This is a genomic window from Paenirhodobacter huangdaonensis, assembly GCF_004022465.1.
In the GTDB taxonomy this organism is placed as follows: Bacteria; Pseudomonadota; Alphaproteobacteria; order Rhodobacterales; family Rhodobacteraceae; genus Rhodobacter; species Rhodobacter huangdaonensis.
In genome coordinates, this window is sequence record NZ_SAVA01000010.1 from 1 (window position 1) to 15,099 (window position 15,099).

The 15,099-nt window shown below is 69.8% G+C and carries 14 protein-coding genes and 1 riboswitch; of the genes, 8 read left to right on the top strand and 6 right to left on the bottom strand.

All coding sequences use genetic code 11. The features are described 5' to 3' along the window. The 6 genes from EOW66_RS15745 to EOW66_RS15770 all read right to left on the bottom strand — a co-directional run. On the bottom strand, nucleotides 1-758 hold a 758-nt coding region (locus tag EOW66_RS15745; protein ID WP_206363719.1), incomplete at its 3' end, for a cytochrome ubiquinol oxidase subunit I. Between the two features lie 183 nt (nucleotides 759-941). Continuing rightward, entirely contained in the window at nucleotides 942-2,621 is a 1,680-nt protein-coding gene (locus EOW66_RS15750; protein ID WP_128157253.1) for an amino acid ABC transporter ATP-binding/permease protein, read from the bottom strand. Further along, on the bottom strand, nucleotides 2,618-4,315 hold the full coding sequence (locus EOW66_RS15755; protein ID WP_128157254.1) for an ABC transporter ATP-binding protein/permease: 1,698 nt from the start codon (nucleotides 4,313-4,315) through the stop codon (nucleotides 2,618-2,620). The genes EOW66_RS15750 and EOW66_RS15755 overlap by 4 nt, the downstream gene beginning before the upstream one ends. 193 nt (nucleotides 4,316-4,508) lie before the next feature. Continuing rightward, nucleotides 4,509-5,453 carry a 5-oxoprolinase subunit C family protein gene (locus EOW66_RS15760; RefSeq protein WP_128157255.1) on the bottom strand — a complete coding sequence of 315 codons (945 nt, stop codon included), beginning with the start codon at nucleotides 5,451-5,453 and terminating at the stop codon, nucleotides 4,509-4,511. Further along, complete coding sequence (locus EOW66_RS15765; protein WP_239017613.1) at nucleotides 5,450-6,184, bottom strand: 5-oxoprolinase subunit B family protein; 735 nt, start codon at nucleotides 6,182-6,184, stop codon at nucleotides 5,450-5,452. Before EOW66_RS15765 ends, EOW66_RS15760 begins: the two co-directional genes overlap by 4 nt. Beyond that, on the bottom strand, nucleotides 6,175-7,044 hold the full coding sequence (locus EOW66_RS15770) for a glycosyltransferase family 2 protein (protein WP_128157256.1): 870 nt from the start codon (nucleotides 7,042-7,044) through the stop codon (nucleotides 6,175-6,177). The genes EOW66_RS15765 and EOW66_RS15770 overlap by 10 nt, the downstream gene beginning before the upstream one ends. Before the next feature lie 141 nt (nucleotides 7,045-7,185). Between EOW66_RS15770 and miaB the strand changes: the two genes are divergently transcribed. From miaB to metK, 8 genes are all read left to right on the top strand, one after another. Continuing rightward, complete coding sequence (gene miaB / locus EOW66_RS15775; protein ID WP_128157257.1) at nucleotides 7,186-8,505, top strand: tRNA (N6-isopentenyl adenosine(37)-C2)-methylthiotransferase MiaB; 1,320 nt, start codon at nucleotides 7,186-7,188, stop codon at nucleotides 8,503-8,505. Between the two features lie 198 nt (nucleotides 8,506-8,703). Further along, entirely contained in the window at nucleotides 8,704-9,270 is a 567-nt protein-coding gene (locus EOW66_RS15780; RefSeq protein WP_164881157.1) for an OmpA family protein, read from the top strand. Nucleotides 9,271-9,281: 11 nt separating this feature from the next. Beyond that, nucleotides 9,282-9,605: a hypothetical protein gene (locus EOW66_RS15785; protein ID WP_128157258.1), complete on the top strand. Its 324-nt coding sequence runs from the start codon at nucleotides 9,282-9,284 to the stop codon at nucleotides 9,603-9,605. Between the two features lie 168 nt (nucleotides 9,606-9,773). Next, on the top strand, nucleotides 9,774-10,790 hold the full coding sequence (locus EOW66_RS15790; RefSeq protein WP_164881154.1) for a PhoH family protein: 1,017 nt from the start codon (nucleotides 9,774-9,776) through the stop codon (nucleotides 10,788-10,790). Then, the gene (ybeY, locus tag EOW66_RS15795) at nucleotides 10,774-11,283 is read left to right on the top strand and encodes an rRNA maturation RNase YbeY (protein WP_128157259.1); all 510 of its coding nucleotides are present in this window, start codon (nucleotides 10,774-10,776) and stop codon (nucleotides 11,281-11,283) included. The genes EOW66_RS15790 and ybeY overlap by 17 nt, the downstream gene beginning before the upstream one ends. Before the next feature lie 36 nt (nucleotides 11,284-11,319). Then, the gene (locus EOW66_RS15800; protein ID WP_113898870.1) at nucleotides 11,320-12,225 is read left to right on the top strand and encodes a hemolysin family protein; all 906 of its coding nucleotides are present in this window, start codon (nucleotides 11,320-11,322) and stop codon (nucleotides 12,223-12,225) included. A 10-nt stretch (nucleotides 12,226-12,235) separates the two neighbouring features. Continuing rightward, a complete protein-coding gene (lnt, locus tag EOW66_RS15805; protein ID WP_128157260.1) occupies nucleotides 12,236-13,789 on the top strand; it encodes an apolipoprotein N-acyltransferase in 1,554 nt (517 codons plus the stop codon). Between the two features lie 11 nt (nucleotides 13,790-13,800). Continuing rightward, a riboswitch (SAM-SAH riboswitch) is annotated at nucleotides 13,801-13,850 on the top strand. 7 nt (nucleotides 13,851-13,857) lie between these two features. Then, the gene (metK, locus tag EOW66_RS15810) at nucleotides 13,858-15,024 is read left to right on the top strand and encodes a methionine adenosyltransferase (RefSeq protein WP_128157261.1); all 1,167 of its coding nucleotides are present in this window, start codon (nucleotides 13,858-13,860) and stop codon (nucleotides 15,022-15,024) included. Nucleotides 15,025-15,099 lie beyond the last annotated feature (75 nt).

Sequence of the window (15,099 nt, forward strand, 5' to 3'; positions counted from 1 at the left end):
TTCATCTTCTGGTTCAGCGAGGCGTTGTAACCCGATTCGTCGCCGAGGATGACGACCGAGAAGGAGGAGGCAAGGCCGAAGGCCGCCGCCACCGCGATCGAGCGGCGGGCAAGCTCCAGGTGCCGCCCCTTCAGCATATACCAGGCCGAGACGCCCAGCACGAAGATCGAGGCGGTGACATAGCCCGCCGAGACGGTATGGACGAATTTCGCCTGCGCCACCTCGTTGAACAGCACCTCGAAGAAGGAGGTCATTTCCATCCGCATGGTCATCGGGTTGAACGCGGCGCCCACCGGGTTCTGCATCCAGCCATTGGCGATCAGGATCCAGAGCGCGGAGAAGTTCGAGCCGATCGCGACGAGCCAGGTGACGGTCAGATGGCCGACGCGCGAGAGCTTGTCCCAGCCGAAGAACATCAGCCCGACGAAGGTCGCCTCCATGAAGAAGGCCATCAGCCCCTCGATCGCGAGCGGCGCGCCGAAGATGTCGCCGACATAATGGCTGTAATAGCTCCAGTTCATCCCGAACTGGAATTCCATGGTGATCCCCGTCGCCACGCCGAGCACGAAGTTGATGCCGAACAGCGTCGCCCAGAATTTCGTCATCTGCCGCCAGATCGGCCGCCCGGTCATCACATAGACCGTCTCCATGATCGCAACCAGGATCGACAATCCCAGCGTCAGCGGCACGAAGAGGAAGTGATACAGAGCCGTCATCGCAAACTGCAGTCGCGACAGCTCCACAATATCAAGGTCCATCGTCGTCTCCATTCCCTTGCCTGTCGCGGGAGGTGATCCCGCAAAAGATGCATACGGAAAAACATCTCCCGTGGATGCATCATATGCGGGCATTCCTTTCCCTCTCCTTGATACGGATCAAAGAGACGGATGGTCGCAGCCGGGCGGATTTCCGCGAATCCGTGGCTGCAGAGACATTATGCCTCAGGCGTGACCGGGAAATGGCAACGAGACGGAGCGAGTCGCCGCGGCGGCATCGGCGCTGCGGTGACTGACGACGAGCAGTCCCGATTCGGGCAGGGCGGCGCGCAGCCCGGCGAGCATGGCGCCGGCGGTGGCGGGGTCGAGCCCCTCGGTCGGCTCGTCGAGAAGCAGCACATCGGGGCGGCGCAGCACCGCACGGGCAAGCACCAGCCGTCGCGCCTGGCCGCCCGACAGGCCGCTGCCGCCGGGGCCAAGGCGGGTGGCCAGCCCCGCGCGCGCGCGCAGCACCCCGGCAAGTGCCACCGCCTCGAGCGCGGCCCAGGCCTCGGTCTCGGGCAGGGCGGTGCCGGGCGGGAAGGCGAGCGCCAGATTCTCGGCGACGCTGCCCGCGATCAGCGCCGAGCGTTGCGGCACCAGTGTCAGATGCGCGCGCAGATCGGCCTCGGGCCAGGCGGCGAGGGCCGCGCCCAGCAGCCGGATCTCGCCGGCCGTGGGGGCAATGAGCCCGGCGAGGGCGGCAAGCAGTGTCGACTTGCCGGCGCCCGAGGGGCCGGTGAGCAGGACCATCTCGCCACGGGCAAGGCTCAGGTCGAGCGGGCCGAAGGTGGTGCGCGCGGCGCCCGTGCGGTGATGGGCGAGGGCGGTGACCTGCAAAAGCGGCGCCGCCGGATCGGGGCGCGGCGCGGGCCCGGCGGGCAGGGCGCGGGCAGGCGTGTCGCTGAGAGCGGTGACGCGCGCGCCGGCGCCCTGCATCCGGCCGAGCTCGGCCAGACCCCGGCGCAGCAGGGCAAGCGTCTCGCCAAGCGCCAGCGCGGTGAAGAAGCCGATCGCGGCGCGGGCCGGGCTGATCGTGCCGGCGGCGGCGAGCGGAGCGCCAAGGGCGAGCGCCGCGGTGGCGGCGAGCCCGGTGGTCAGCGCGATCGTCGCGCCCCCCTGGCGCTCGCGCGCCTCGAGCCCGTCGCGGCTGCGGGCCTCGCGGCGGATGGTGGCGGCGAGTGCTGCCTCCTGCCGGGCGAGGGCGCCGGCGACGGTCAGATCGGCGCGGCTTTGGGCAAGGTCGAGCGCCTGCGCGCGCAGCGATTGCAGCGCCGCCTCGGTGGCCTCGGAGCGGGCGCGGGACTGATGCGCGGTGAAGGCCAGCGCCACGCCACCGCCGAGCACGAAGGAGAGCAGCACGCCCCAGGCGACCGCGGGGGCGACAAGGGCCCATAGCGCGACGAAGGCGCCCGCCTGCACCGCCACGGCCGAGACCGCGGGCAGCACGAGGCGCAACAGCAGCCCGTCGAGCGCGTCGACATCCGAGGTCAGCCGGTTCAGCGCCTCGGCGCCGCGCAGGCGCGACTGTGCCTCGAAGGGCAGGCGGCTGATGCCGGCGTAAAGCCCGAGCCGCAGCGCCGAAAGCGCGCGCAGCGTCGCCTCATGGGTCAGCATCCGCTCGCCATAGCGCGCCGCCGAGCGGCCAAGCGCGAGGAAGCGCACCCCGGCCGAGGGGCGGAAGAAGTCGAAACCGATGCCGACGCCGGCGATGCCGGCCGCGGCGGCGGCGGTGACGAACCAGCCCGACAGGCCCAGAAGTGCCGCGCCCATGGCAAGCACGGTGATGCCAAGGGCAAGGCCGCGCAGGAAGGCCACGGGTTCGGCCGCGAGCAACCGGCGGGCGAGGTGCAGAAGCAGTCTCATGTGCGGCCCTCCACGGTGATCGGCAAGACCCGGTCCATGGCGGCGAGAACCGCGGGGTCGTGGCTCGCCACGATCAGCGCCGCGCCGGTCGCGCGCAGGGCCAGAAGCCCCGCCAGCTCCGCCTGTGCGGTTTCGGGGTCAAGGTCGGCCGTGGGCTCGTCGGCGAGGATCAGGCTGGCCTTTGCCGCATGGGCGCGCGCGATCATCAGCCGCCGCGCCTCGCCGCCCGAGACGCCGCCGCCAAGATCGCCGAGCCGCGCCGACAGCCCGCCGGGCAGCGCCGCGACGATGCCCTGTGCCTGTGCCGCGCTGAGCGCCGCGTCGAGATCGCCCGTGCGGCCCAGCATCAGCGCCTCGCCCAGCGGCGCGTCGATGAAGCGCGGCGCCTGCGGCAGCCAGCCGATGCCGGCGCGGAGCGCGTCGGCGGTGCTGTCCGAAAGCAGCGTCTCGCCCCAGCGGATCTCGCCCGCCTCGGGCCGGATCAGCCCGGCAAGCGCGGCAAGGAGCGTCGTCTTGCCGACCCCCGAGGGGCCGGCAATGGCGAGCGCCTCGCCGGGCCGCACCGCGCCGTCGGGCGGGGCGAGCAGCGCCGCCCCCGGCCCGGGCGACAGCACCAGCCCGCACCAGGAGAAGGGGGCGGGCGGCAGCGCCGCGGCCGGCGCGCCGTTCCCGAGGATCGTGCCCGAGGCGGTGATCGCGGCCTCGGCCGCCTCGATCTCGTCGGCGACGGCAAGGGCCGAGGCACGGTCGTGCCAGGCGGCGGCCAGATCACGCAGCGGCTGGAAGAACTCGGGCGCGATCATCAGCAGGAAGATCCCGGCCTCGGGCGACAGCCCGCCCCAGCTGCCGAAATTCAGCTCGCCCAGCAGCGCGAAGCCGACATAGACCGCGACCATCGCCACGCCGAGCGCCGAGAAAAGCTCGAGCACTGTCGAGGACAGGAAGGCCACCGCCAGCACCCGCATCGTGCGCGTGCGCAGATCGTCCGAGGCGGCGGCAAGATCGGCGCCCGCGCGCGCCTCGGCGCCGAGAAGCCGCAGGTCGGCCATTGCGGCGATGCGGTCGACAAGCAGGGTGTTGAGCGTGCCGATCTCGGCCATCTGCCGCTCGGAGGCGTCGCGCGCCGCCATGCCGACGAGCGCCATGAAGACCGGGATCAGCGGTCCCGCCACCAGCAGCACCAGCGCCGCGGCCCAGCTGAAGGGCAGGGTGAGGGCCAGAAGGACAAGGGGCACGATCCGCACCCGCGCCATCGCCGGGCTGTAGCGCGCGGCCCAGGGGGCAAGCATCGCGACCTTCTCGGCGGCAAGGCTGGCCAGCTCCGCCGGGGCGGGGCTGCGGGCGCGGGCGTCCTGCCGTGCGGCGGCGCCGATCAGCCGGTGCCGGGTGCTTTCGACCAGCCGGTTCGCAGCGCGCTGTGCCAGCGCCCCGGCGCGGGCGTCAAGGAGTGCCCGGAGTGCCGCAAGCGCCAGAAACCCCGCCGCCGCAGCCAGCGGCGGCAGCCGTCCGGTGCCGCTGACCAGCCCGCCGAGCGCCAGCGCGACCAGCGCCGCCTGTGCCGCCCAGAGGAGTTCGGCAAGCGCCGAAAGCGCGCCCGCCCGGCGCAGCGCAGGCGCGGCCGGGGCGGCAAGGCGGGCAAGCGCGGCATCGGCGCGGCCGGGGGGGACGGCGGTCGGTTCGTCGGTCTGGGGCATGTCTTCGGTCGCGTTTCCTTCGGGCAGAGCTAGGGGCGCGGGGGCGGGGTCGGCAAGGCGCGGAATGAAGATTGCCGGTCGGGGAAAATCGGCGTCTTCATCGGTTTTCTTAAGATAACACGTTAACTCATTGAAATTAGGTGTGGAATTTGAGTTTGTGGACGTCGCGCGCGAAAACGTCGCACCCGGACATTCAGGCGCCTGTGGTGGCGAGATCGGCAAGCGCTTCGGCGCTCTGGCGGGCGGCGGCGCGGGCCGCGGCCTCGGCCGCCCCGACGCTCAGCGCGTGAAAGCGCAGCATGGCGCCGGTGGGCAGCTGTGCCAGCCGGCCGAGATCGGGGGTGATGACCGTCGCGATCTTCGGGAACCCGCCGGTCGTCTGCCGGTCGGCCATCAGCACGATCGGCCGGCCCGAGGGGGGCACCTGCACCGAGCCCATCAGCGTGCCGTCCGAGGTGATGTCATGGCCCCGTGCCGCGGGCAGCGCCGGGCCCTCGAGCAGCATCGCCATGCGGTCGCGCTGTGCGCTGACGGCATAGGGCGCGCCGAGGAAGCGGGCGAGGATCTCGGGCGCGAAGGCGTCGTCCTGCGGCCCGAGGACCACGCGGATCGGGCCGTGGCGCGGGCGCAGCGGGCGGGTCAGGTGGCGCGGCAGGGCGCCGGGTTCTGGCCCGAGGGGCAGCACATCGCCCGGGCGCAGCGCGCGGCCCTCGAGCCCGCCGATCGCGCTGCGCAGATGCGTCGCGCGCGCGCTCATCACCGGGGGCGTCTCGATCCCGCCCGAGACCGCGAGATAGCCCCAGACCGCGCCGCGCAGGGCGCCGACGGTCAGTTCTTCGCCCGCCCGCAGCCGGGCCGAGCTCCAGGGGGCGAGCGGGCGGCCGCCCGCCTCGGCCCGCATTTCGCCGCCGGTGACGGCAACGAGGGTGTCGCGGCTCGCCCGGAACCGCCCGCCGGTCAGGGCGAATTCGAGGAGCGCCGCCCCGGGCGCGTTGCCGACAAGGGCGTTCGCCGCGGCGAAGGCCTCGCCGTCCATCGGCCCCGAGGCCGAGACCCCGAAGCGCAGGAACCCCGGGCGGCCGCGGTCCTGCACGGTCAGCATCGGCCCGGCGGCGCGGATCTCGAGCGTGCCGGTCATGCGCGCTCCTCCGGGTCGAACAGGATCTCGCCGCGGCGGGCGCGCTCGGCCAGCGCGTCGAACTCGGCCGCGCCGATCCGGCGCAGGCGCAGCCGGTCGCCGGGGGCGAGCAGGCAGGGCCGGGCGCGGGTGGCATCGAAGAGCCGCAGCGGCGTCTGCCCGATGTAGGACCACGCGCTTGGCGCGGCGACGGAATTGACGCTTGCCTGCACGCCGCCGATGCCAAGCGCGCCCTCGGGCACCCGCTGGCGGACCTCGGCCCGGCGCGGGGTGGCGAGCGCCGCGGGCAGGCCCGAGAGATAGGCGAAGCCCGGGGCAAAGCCGATCATCGCGACGCGGTAGCCGGCGCCGAGGTGAAGCGCGATCAGCGCCTCCTCGGTCAGCCCCTTCTCGGCGGCGAGGCACGCCAGATCGAGGCAGGCGGGGCCGCCATAAAAGACCGGGATGCTGTGCCGTGGGCCCGCGATTGCGCCCGGGCGCAGCGCGGCGATGCGCCCCAGCAGATCCGCGCGCAGGGCCGCAAAGCCCGTCACGCAGGGATCGTAGGTCAGCGTCAGCGAGCGATAGGTGGGCAACGCCTCGCGCAGACCGGGAAGCGGCGTCGCCTCCAGATCGGCGGCCAGAGCGAGGGCGAGCGCGGTTGCCGCCGCCTCGATGCCCGGCGCGAATTCGACCGTCAGCGCCGCGTCGCCACAGGGCAGGAAGCGCGGCGCCCGGGGCGTCAGAACCACTGGCCGGGCTCCATCAGCCCGAGGTCCATCAGCTGCTGGCTGTGCCAGGCGAAGGGCTCCGAGTTGTACCAGCGGAAATCGGCGATGTCATAGGTCGAGCCGGGGTTGAACTTCAGCGCCTTCGCCACCCGGAACGAGGCGATTGCCGCGGTCATGTTGTGGTGCCAGGGGCAGGAATAGGTGTTGTATTCCTCGTCGTTGAAGGTGTTGTCGCGGCGCAGCTCGAGCCCCGGCCGGCTGCGGAACAGCGCGATCCGGTCGATCTTGCGCCGCGTCACCGGGACGTGCTCCTCGAACCGCCAGCGCAGCCCGCCGAAGAAGTCGAGCTGGCGCTCGCGCGGCTGGCCGGTGGCCGGATCCTTGCGCGCAAGCGCGTAATAGCCGGCCCGGTCGAGCATTGCCGTGCCGAGGTTCACCGCATTCGGGTTCTGCGCAAGGTCCGGGGCGTAGAGGTCGACGACATAGGTCAGCATCGAGCGGCGCCGTTCCTCGGTGTGGAAGGCCAGCAGCTCCTGCACGCTGCGGGTCTCGCAAAACGGGTGGAACAGGTATTCGGCGTTGTAGCAGTAATACATCCAGGTATCGGCCGGCGCGGCGGCGATCACCGGGTTCACGGTGTCGGTGAGCGCGCCGGGGCGGTGCATGTCGCGCGGGATGCGGTGGACCTTCGCGGCCAGCTCCTCGGGCAGCACCAGACGGTCGGGCGCGAAGACCAGAACCGAGCGGAACCCGGCCTTCAGGTGGTGCCGGATCGTGCTTTCGGCCTCGACCAGATCCTCGACGAGGATCAGCGCCACCGGCCCTTTGGCGAGTGCGGCCGTCCCCTCGGCCAGGAAAGCGTCAAGCGATGCGTAATTCATGCCAGTCCCCGGATTTTGCGCGAGGATCGGGCAAGGGGCAGGGGAATGCAAGACGGGGAATGGCGGCGAAACGCACGCGGGGCGGTTGCGGGGCGGGGGGATTCTGCGCTATCGGGCAGGGCTGAAACGCGGGGGATCGCCATGTCGGACGCGCCGAAGAAACTGCACATCAAGACCTACGGCTGCCAGATGAACGTCTATGACAGCGAGCGCATGGCCGAGGCCATGGGCGCGCAGGGCTATGTGCTGACCGACGATCCGGCCGAGGCGGACATGGTGCTGCTCAACACCTGCCATATCCGCGAGAAGGCGGCCGAGAAGGTCTATTCCGACCTCGGCCGGCTGCGCCCGTTCAAGGAGGCGAAGCCCGAGCTGAAGATCGGCGTCGCGGGCTGCGTCGCGCAGGCCGAGGGCGCCGAGATCATGCGCCGCATGCCCTTGGTCGATCTGGTCGTCGGCTCGCAGAACTATCACCGCCTGCCCGAGATGGTCGCTGCCACCGCCCGCGGCGAGCGCCCCGTCGACACCGAATTCCCGGTCGAGGACAAGTTCGAGAAGCTGCCCGAACGCCCCGCCACCGGCCGCCCCACCGCCTTCCTGACGGTGCAGGAGGGCTGCGACAAGTTCTGCGCCTTCTGCGTCGTGCCCTATACCCGCGGCGCCGAGGTCTCGCGCCCGGTTTCGCGCATCCTTGCCGAGGCCGGGAAGCTGGTGGCGAAGGGGGTGAAGGAGATCACGCTGCTTGGCCAGAACGTCAACGGCTATCACGGCGAGGGTGAGGGCGGGGTCTGGGGCCTTGGCCGGCTGGTGCGCGAACTGGCCCGGATCGAGGGGCTCGAGCGGATCCGCTACACCACCTCGCATCCGAACGACATGGCCGATGACCTGATCGAGGCGCATGGCGCCGAGCCGAAGCTGATGCCCTATCTGCATCTGCCGGTGCAGTCGGGGGCGGACCGGATCCTGAAGCTGATGAACCGCCATCACACCGCCGAGGCGTATCTGCGGCTGATCGAACGCATCCGCGCCGCGCGGCCAGACATCCTGCTCAGCTCCGATTTCATCGCAGGCTTCCCGGGCGAGACCGAGCAGGATCACCGCGACACGCTGGCCCTGATCGAGGAGGTGGGCTTTGGCGCGGCCTTCTCATTCAAGTACTCGCCGCGCCCGGGCACGCCGGCGGCCGAGCGCGCGGGCGTCGACCCCGAGGTCGCCGACCGGCGCCTGCATGAACTTCAGGCGCTCATCACCCGGCAGCAGCACGCGAGCCAGGCCGCGATGGTCGGGCGCGAGGTCGGCGTGCTGTTTGAGAAGCCGGGCCGGCTGCCCGGGCAATGGGTGGGCAAGTCCGATTACCTGCAGGCGGTCCACGTCAGGGGCGAGGGCAACCTGCAGGGCACTCTCGCGAAAGTGAGAATCACCGCGAGCGCCCCGAACTCCCTGGCGGGCGAACTGATCTGATCCGGCAGGGGCGGCGGCGGACATCGTTTCCGCGATTGCCTGCGGTTTGTTCCAAAGGCGGGTTTGTTGCGTGAAACTCTACAATATATGGGTTTAATTGCTTTCAAAACCGCATGGTTTTGCTATTGTGATCGGCATATTTGGTTAATGGCTCGCGGGGCGGGCCCAATTTGCGATGAGGAGGCGGAAGCGGCGATGATGACTCTCTCCAAGGCCGTGAAACCGGTTGTTGCGTCCTTCGGGGCGGCGGCGCTGGCACTGGCCATGATCTCCGGTTCCGCTTCGGCCCAGCAGACGAACGCCGGCCGCGCGGAACGCTATATCCCGACGATCTGGATCGACCCCGACGGCTGCGAGCACTGGGCGATGGATGACGGGCTCGAGGGCTACATGGATGCGCGCAAGACCCGCGACGGCCGCCCGGTATGCCACCGCGACGTCTGCGGCGTGCTGCAGACCGACACGCTCTTTGCCACCGGCAGCGCGAAGATCACCGCCTCCGGCCGCAACTATCTGGAAAACTTCTTCCGCACCGCGCAGGCGCGCAGCTTCATCATCACCGGCCACACCGACAGCCGCGCCTCGGACGAGTACAACATGCGGCTTTCGAAGAGCCGCGCCGAGGCGGTGGCGGGCGTTGCCCAGTCGACCGGCGCCTCGGTGCTTGCGGTGAACTGGTATGGCGAGCGCTGGCCGCGCGCCACCAATGCCACCGCCGCCGGCATGGCGCAGAACCGCCGCGTCGAAGTGATCTGCGTGAAGTGAGGGGACAGGACATGAAAGCGATCAAAATCCTCCTGCTCCTCGGTGCCGCGGCCGGCCTTGCCGCCTGTGACAGCGCGGAACCTTCGGACAAGGGCTGGGACCGCAACATCGGCGGCGCCAAGCACCTGAGCCAGCTCAAGGCCGGGGTCTGGATCGACCCGGAAGGCTGCGACCACTGGATCATCGACGACGGCGCCGAAGGCTACATGACCGCCCGCGTCGACGATTACGGCAAGCCGATCTGCTCGGGCGCCGGCCCCGCCTCGACCGCGGTCGGCCCGTTCAAGTCGGGTGGCGAGATCCGCGATCCGGTCCGGCCGTCGAACTTCGAGTAAGCATTCGCCTAAATTTTGGGCAAATGAGCCGCGGGATCCGCCCCGCGGCTCATTTCTTTGCAGTTCTGTGAAATTTTCACGCGCCCCTGCTGAAAAACAAACCAGCGCTTGCGTGACTCGGGGGGGAGAGGCACCATATCTTTACCAAGCCAGCCAAGGGAGACGTTATTGGGCTTCAGCGCGATCTCACCCCCGCCTCGTTCTCAGGACAGCTTCGAAGCACTCCTGGAGTTTCCGGACAACCGCCTGCTGATCGGGCTGTGCGGCGAGTTCGACCGCAATCTGGCGCAGATCGAGCACAAGCTCTCGGTGCATATCCTGCGGCGCGGCAACCAGCTTGCCGTCGTCGGCAGCCCCGAGGCGCAGATGCAGGCGACCGGCATCCTGCACCACCTCTATCAGCGCCTCGAACAGGGCAAGGCGGTCGACGCCGGCGAGGTTGATGCGGCGATCCGGATGGCCGATCTCGGCAATGCCGGGATCACCGTGGACGAACAGCTCGAGATGTTCGCCGCCGGGCAATACGAGATCCGCACCCGCAAGAAGCAGGTCGAACCGCGGACCGAGGCGCAGAAGGCCTATGTGAAGGCGCTGTTCGAGAACGAGCTTGCCTTCGGCATCGGCCCCGCGGGCACCGGCAAGACCTATCTCGCCGTCGCTGTCGGCGTCACCATGCTGATCGGCGGCCATGTCGACAAGATCATCCTCTCCCGTCCCGCCGTCGAGGCGGGCGAGCGTCTCGGCTTCCTGCCCGGCGACATGAAGGAGAAGGTCGATCCCTACATGCAGCCGCTTTACGACGCGCTGAACGACTTCCTGCCGGCAAAGCAGATGCAGAAGCTGATGGAGGAGAAGCGCATCGAGATCGCGCCCTTGGCCTTCATGCGCGGGCGCACGCTCGCCAATGCCTTCGTCGTGCTCGACGAGGCGCAGAACGCGACGACGATGCAGATGAAGATGTTCCTCACCCGTCTCGGGCAGGGCAGCCGCATGGTCATCACCGGCGACCGCAGCCAGATCGACCTGCCGCGCGGCGTGCCCTCGGGGCTGCAGGACGCCGAGCGCATTCTCGACGGTGTGCGCGGGATCTCGTTCAACTACTTCACCGCCTCGGACGTGGTGCGTCACCCCCTTGTGGCGCGGATCATTGACGCCTATGACCGCGACGATGGAGCCGCTGGTTGAGATCCTGATCGAAGAACCCCGCTGGGAGGAGGTAGACCTCCCGGCGCTGGCCGAACGCGCCGCGCGCGCCGTTCTGGCCGATCAGCAGATCTTGCCCGACGACTGGGAGATCAGCCTGCTCGGCTGTGACGACGCGCGCATCGCGGTGCTGAACGCCGAGTTCCGCGCGAAACCCACCCCCACGAATGTGCTCAGCTGGCCCGCCGAGGACCTTGCGGCCGAGGCCGAGGGCGCGTTGCCCGAGCCGCCCGAGCCCTTCCTGCCCGGCGAGCGCGACAGCCTTGGCGACATCGCCATCGCCTTCGAGACTTGCGCGCGCGAGGCGGCCGAGGGCGGCAAGACGCTGGCCGATCACGTCACCCACCTGATCGTGCACGGTGTGCTGCATCTTCTCGGTTACGATCACGTGCGTGAGGGCGATGCCACCTTGATGGAATCCACGGAAGTGCGCATTCTTGAAAAGATGGGCATTGATGACCCATATTTGGCATGATGCGGCAATTTTCGCCGCGTGATCTGGAAAGGTACGATGGAACACGCCGCTGACGGAGCTCTCTCCGCCAACGCCCCTGCGTCGGATGCCGACGCGGGCGACAGTTCCGAGCCGCACTCGCGCGGCTTACTGGGACGACTCTTCGGGGCGCTTGGCGCCTCCACCCCTGACAACGACAGCGAGGCTCCGGCCACGCCTGCGCCCGAAACCGCGGCCGCCGCCGGGCTGCCGGGCATCGGCAACCTGCGCCGGATGCGGGTCGGCGATGTCGCGATCCCCAAGGTCGAGATCGTCGCGGTGCCGGTCGGCATCACCCGCGACGAGCTGGTGGCGGTGTTCCGCGAGCAGGGCTATTCCCGCCTGCCGGTGTTCAAGGACACGCTCGACACCCCGCTTGGCCTTGTCCACCTGAAGGACCTCGCCCTCGAATACGGCTTTGGCGCCTCCTCGGGGCGGTTCTCGGTGAAGAAGCTGCTGCGGCCGCTCCTCTTCGTGCCGCCCTCGATGCCGATCGGGGTGCTGTTGCAGAAGATGCAGGTGCAGCGCATCCACATGGCGCTGGTGATCGACGAATACGGCGGTGTCGACGGGCTGGTCACGCTCGAGGATCTGATCGAGCAGGTGATCGGCGAGATCGAGGACGAGCATGACGAGGCCGAGGGCGGTTTCTGGAAGCTCGAGAAACCCGGCCAGTGGGTGGTGCTGGCGCGCGCCCCGGTGAAGGATTTCGAGGCCGAGATCGGCATGACCCTCGCCGACCCCGAGGAGGAGCAGGAGATCGACTCGATGGGCGGTCTCGTCTTCATGCAGATCGGCCGGGTGCCGGCGCGCGGCGAGGTGATCAAGGGCGAGAACGGCGTCGAATACGAGATCGTCGATGCCGATCCGCGCCGGATCAAGCGGTTGCGTGTGCGCCTGCCGGGCGTGGCGCCGGCGGAGTGACGCGGACGCGATGAGCCTGCGCTGGCCTGCCTTCCTGCGTGCCCCGTGCCGCCCGTCCTGGCGGGCGCTGGTGGTGGCCGTGCTTCTGGGCGCGGGCGTCGCGGCCGGGCAGGCGCCTTTGGGCGCGTGGTTCGTGGCGCTGCCGGCAGCCAGCGGGCTGCTGGCGCTGGCGGCACGCGCGCGCGCGGGCTGGATCGGCTTTGCCGGCGGCTTCGGCTATGCCGCCGCGGCGATGTTCTGGATCGTCGAGCCGTTTCTGGTCGAGCCCGAGGTTTATGGCTGGATGGCGCCCTTCGCGCTCGTCTTCATGGCGGCGGGGATGGGGGCGTTCTGGGCGCTTGGCGCGGGGCTGGGCGCGCGGCTCGGCCGCGGCCGGCGCGGCGCACGCGTGGCCGGCATCGCGGTCGGCCTCGTCGCCTCGGACGCGCTGCGCTCTTACGTCTTCACCGGCTTTCCCTGGGTGCTCTTCGGGCATCTGTGGATCGGCACGCCGGTCGCGCAGGCGGCGGCTTTCGTCGGCCCGATCGGGCTGAGCCTGCTGACGCTGGCGCTGGCAGCGCTGCCCTGGCTTGCCCCCGGCCCGCGCGGGCGGATCGTCGGCGCGGGGGTGGCGCTGGCGGCGCTTGCAGGGCTCTGGGCCGGTGGCACCGCGCGGCTCAATGCGCCCGAGGCGCCGCGCGATCCCCCCGTCAACCTGCGCCTCGTGCAGCCGAACGCGCCGCAGGCGCTGAAATGGCTGCCCGAATATCGGCTGAGCTTCTTCTATCGCCATCTCGACCTGACCGCCGAGGAGCCCGCACCCGGCAAGCCGCGCCCCGATCTGGTGATCTGGCCCGAGACCGCGGTGCCCTTCTTGCTCAATGACCCCGGCGCCGGGCTGAAGATGGTGGCCGAGGCCGCGGGCGGCATCCCCGTCGCGCTTGGCATCCAGCGCGAGGAGGGGCGGCGCTATTACAACAGCCTTGCGGTGATCGGGCCCGACGGCAGCGTCGGGCAGGTCTATGACAAGGTGCACCTCGTGCCCTTCGGCGAATACATGCCGCTCGGCGATCTGGCGGCCGAGTTCGGCATCGCCGCCTTCGCCGCGCAGGAAGGCAACGGCTATTCCTCGGGCCCGGGCGAGCGGCTTCTGGACCTTGGCCGGCTCGGCCGGGCCGAGCCGCTGATCTGCTATGAGGCGGTCTTCCCGCAGGACATCCGCCGGGTGCCCACGCGCCCCGACTGGCTGATGCAGGTGACGAATGATGCCTGGTTCGGCGAGCTCTCGGGCCCCTGGCAGCACCTTGCGCAGGCGCGGCTGCGGGCGATCGAGTTCGGCCTGCCGCTGGCGCGGGCCGCCAACACCGGCGTCAGCGCGATGATCGACGCGAAGGGCCGGGTGACGGACGAGCTCGGCATGGGTGTCGAGGGGGTGATCGACGCGCCCCTGCCGCCGGCGCTGCCCGAAACGCTTTACGCCCGGATCGGCGACGGGCCGGTGGTGGCGCTGCTTGCGCTGCTGGCCGTGCTGATTTTCCTTGCGGCACCGAAATGGCGCGTTGACCCCGGCGCCGGCCGGGTCTAGGCAAGCATATCGAACCGCTCCAACGGCTTCCTGACGGAGCGGGGATTCATCTAATGGAGCACTTCCCCATGGCACGACAGAATTACGTGTTCACCTCCGAATCCGTTTCGGAAGGACACCCCGACAAGGTTTGCGACCGCATCTCGGATGCGGTGCTCGATGCGCTGATCGCAGAAGAGCCCAATGCCCGCGTCGCCTGCGAGACGTTTGCCACTACCAATCAGGTCGTCGTCGGCGGCGAGGTCGGGCTGTCGGACAAGGCGAAGCTCGCCGAGTTCATGAGCCGCATCGACGGCATCGTGCGCGACTGCGTCAAGGACATCGGCTACGAGCAGGACAAGTTCCACTGGGCGACGCTGAACTTCGCCAATTACCTTCACCCGCAGTCGGCCCATATCAGCCAGGGCGTCGACAAGGACGGGGCGGGCGATCAGGGCATCATGTTCGGCTACGCGACCGACGAGACCGCCGAGCTGATGCCGGCGCCGATCCTCTATTCGCACGCGATCCTGCGCCGCCTCGCCGAGGTGCGCAAATCGGGCATCGAGCCGACGCTCGGCCCCGATGCGAAGTCGCAGCTGTCGGTGCGCTACGAGGGCGGCCGCCCGGTCGGCGTGACCTCGATCGTGCTCTCGACCCAGCATAAATACGAAAGCCAGAGCTCGGCCGACATCCGCGCGATCGTCGAGCCCTATATCCGCGAGGTGCTGCCCGAGGGCTGGATCACCGACAAGACCGAATGGTGGGTGAACCCGACGGGCACCTTCGTGATCGGCGGGCCGGACGGCGACGCGGGGCTGACGGGGCGCAAGATCATCGTCGACACCTATGGCGGCGCGGCGCCGCATGGCGGCGGTGCCTTCTCCGGCAAGGACCCGACCAAGGTCGACCGCTCGGCCGCCTATGCGGCGCGCTACCTCGCGAAGAACGTCGTTGCGGCGGGTCTGGCGAAGAAATGCCTGATCCAGGTGAGCTATGCGATCGGCGTGGCCAAGCCGCTGTCGATCTATGTCGACACCTATGGCACCGGCACCGTGCCGGATGAGGAGATCGAGCGCATCGTCGCGAAATGCATGGATCTGACGCCGCGCGGCATCCGCACCCATCTCGAGCTGAACAAGCCGATCTATGCCCGCACCGCGGCCTATGGCCATTTCGGCCGGGCGCCCGAGGCGGATGGCGGCTTCAGCTGGGAAAAGACCGACCTGACCGAGGCGCTGAAGAAGGCGCTCTGACCGGGGCCAGGGCAATCGAAAAGGCCGGGCAGGGCGCCCGGCCTTTTTCCGTTTCCGGGGTGCCCGCGATCGGGG

Excerpts from the sequence above, each read along its gene's own strand:
- EOW66_RS15750 (WP_128157253.1), bottom strand. The coding sequence starts at position 2,621 with ATGAGACTGCTTCTGCACCTCGCCCGCCGGTTGCTCGCGGCCGAACCC.
- lnt (WP_128157260.1), top strand. The coding sequence starts at position 12,236 with ATGAGCCTGCGCTGGCCTGCCTTCCTGCGTGCCCCGTGCCGCCCGTCC.
- EOW66_RS15780 (WP_164881157.1), top strand. The coding sequence starts at position 8,704 with ATGACTCTCTCCAAGGCCGTGAAACCGGTTGTTGCGTCCTTCGGGGCG.
- ybeY (WP_128157259.1), top strand. The coding sequence starts at position 10,774 with ATGGAGCCGCTGGTTGAGATCCTGATCGAAGAACCCCGCTGGGAGGAG.
- EOW66_RS15755 (WP_128157254.1), bottom strand. The coding sequence starts at position 4,315 with ATGCCCCAGACCGACGAACCGACCGCCGTCCCCCCCGGCCGCGCCGAT.
- miaB (WP_128157257.1), top strand. The coding sequence starts at position 7,186 with ATGTCGGACGCGCCGAAGAAACTGCACATCAAGACCTACGGCTGCCAG.
- EOW66_RS15800 (WP_113898870.1), top strand. The coding sequence starts at position 11,320 with ATGGAACACGCCGCTGACGGAGCTCTCTCCGCCAACGCCCCTGCGTCG.
- EOW66_RS15770 (WP_128157256.1), bottom strand. The coding sequence starts at position 7,044 with ATGAATTACGCATCGCTTGACGCTTTCCTGGCCGAGGGGACGGCCGCA.
- EOW66_RS15760 (WP_128157255.1), bottom strand. The coding sequence starts at position 5,453 with ATGACCGGCACGCTCGAGATCCGCGCCGCCGGGCCGATGCTGACCGTG.
- EOW66_RS15785 (WP_128157258.1), top strand. The coding sequence starts at position 9,282 with ATGAAAGCGATCAAAATCCTCCTGCTCCTCGGTGCCGCGGCCGGCCTT.
- metK (WP_128157261.1), top strand. The coding sequence starts at position 13,858 with ATGGCACGACAGAATTACGTGTTCACCTCCGAATCCGTTTCGGAAGGA.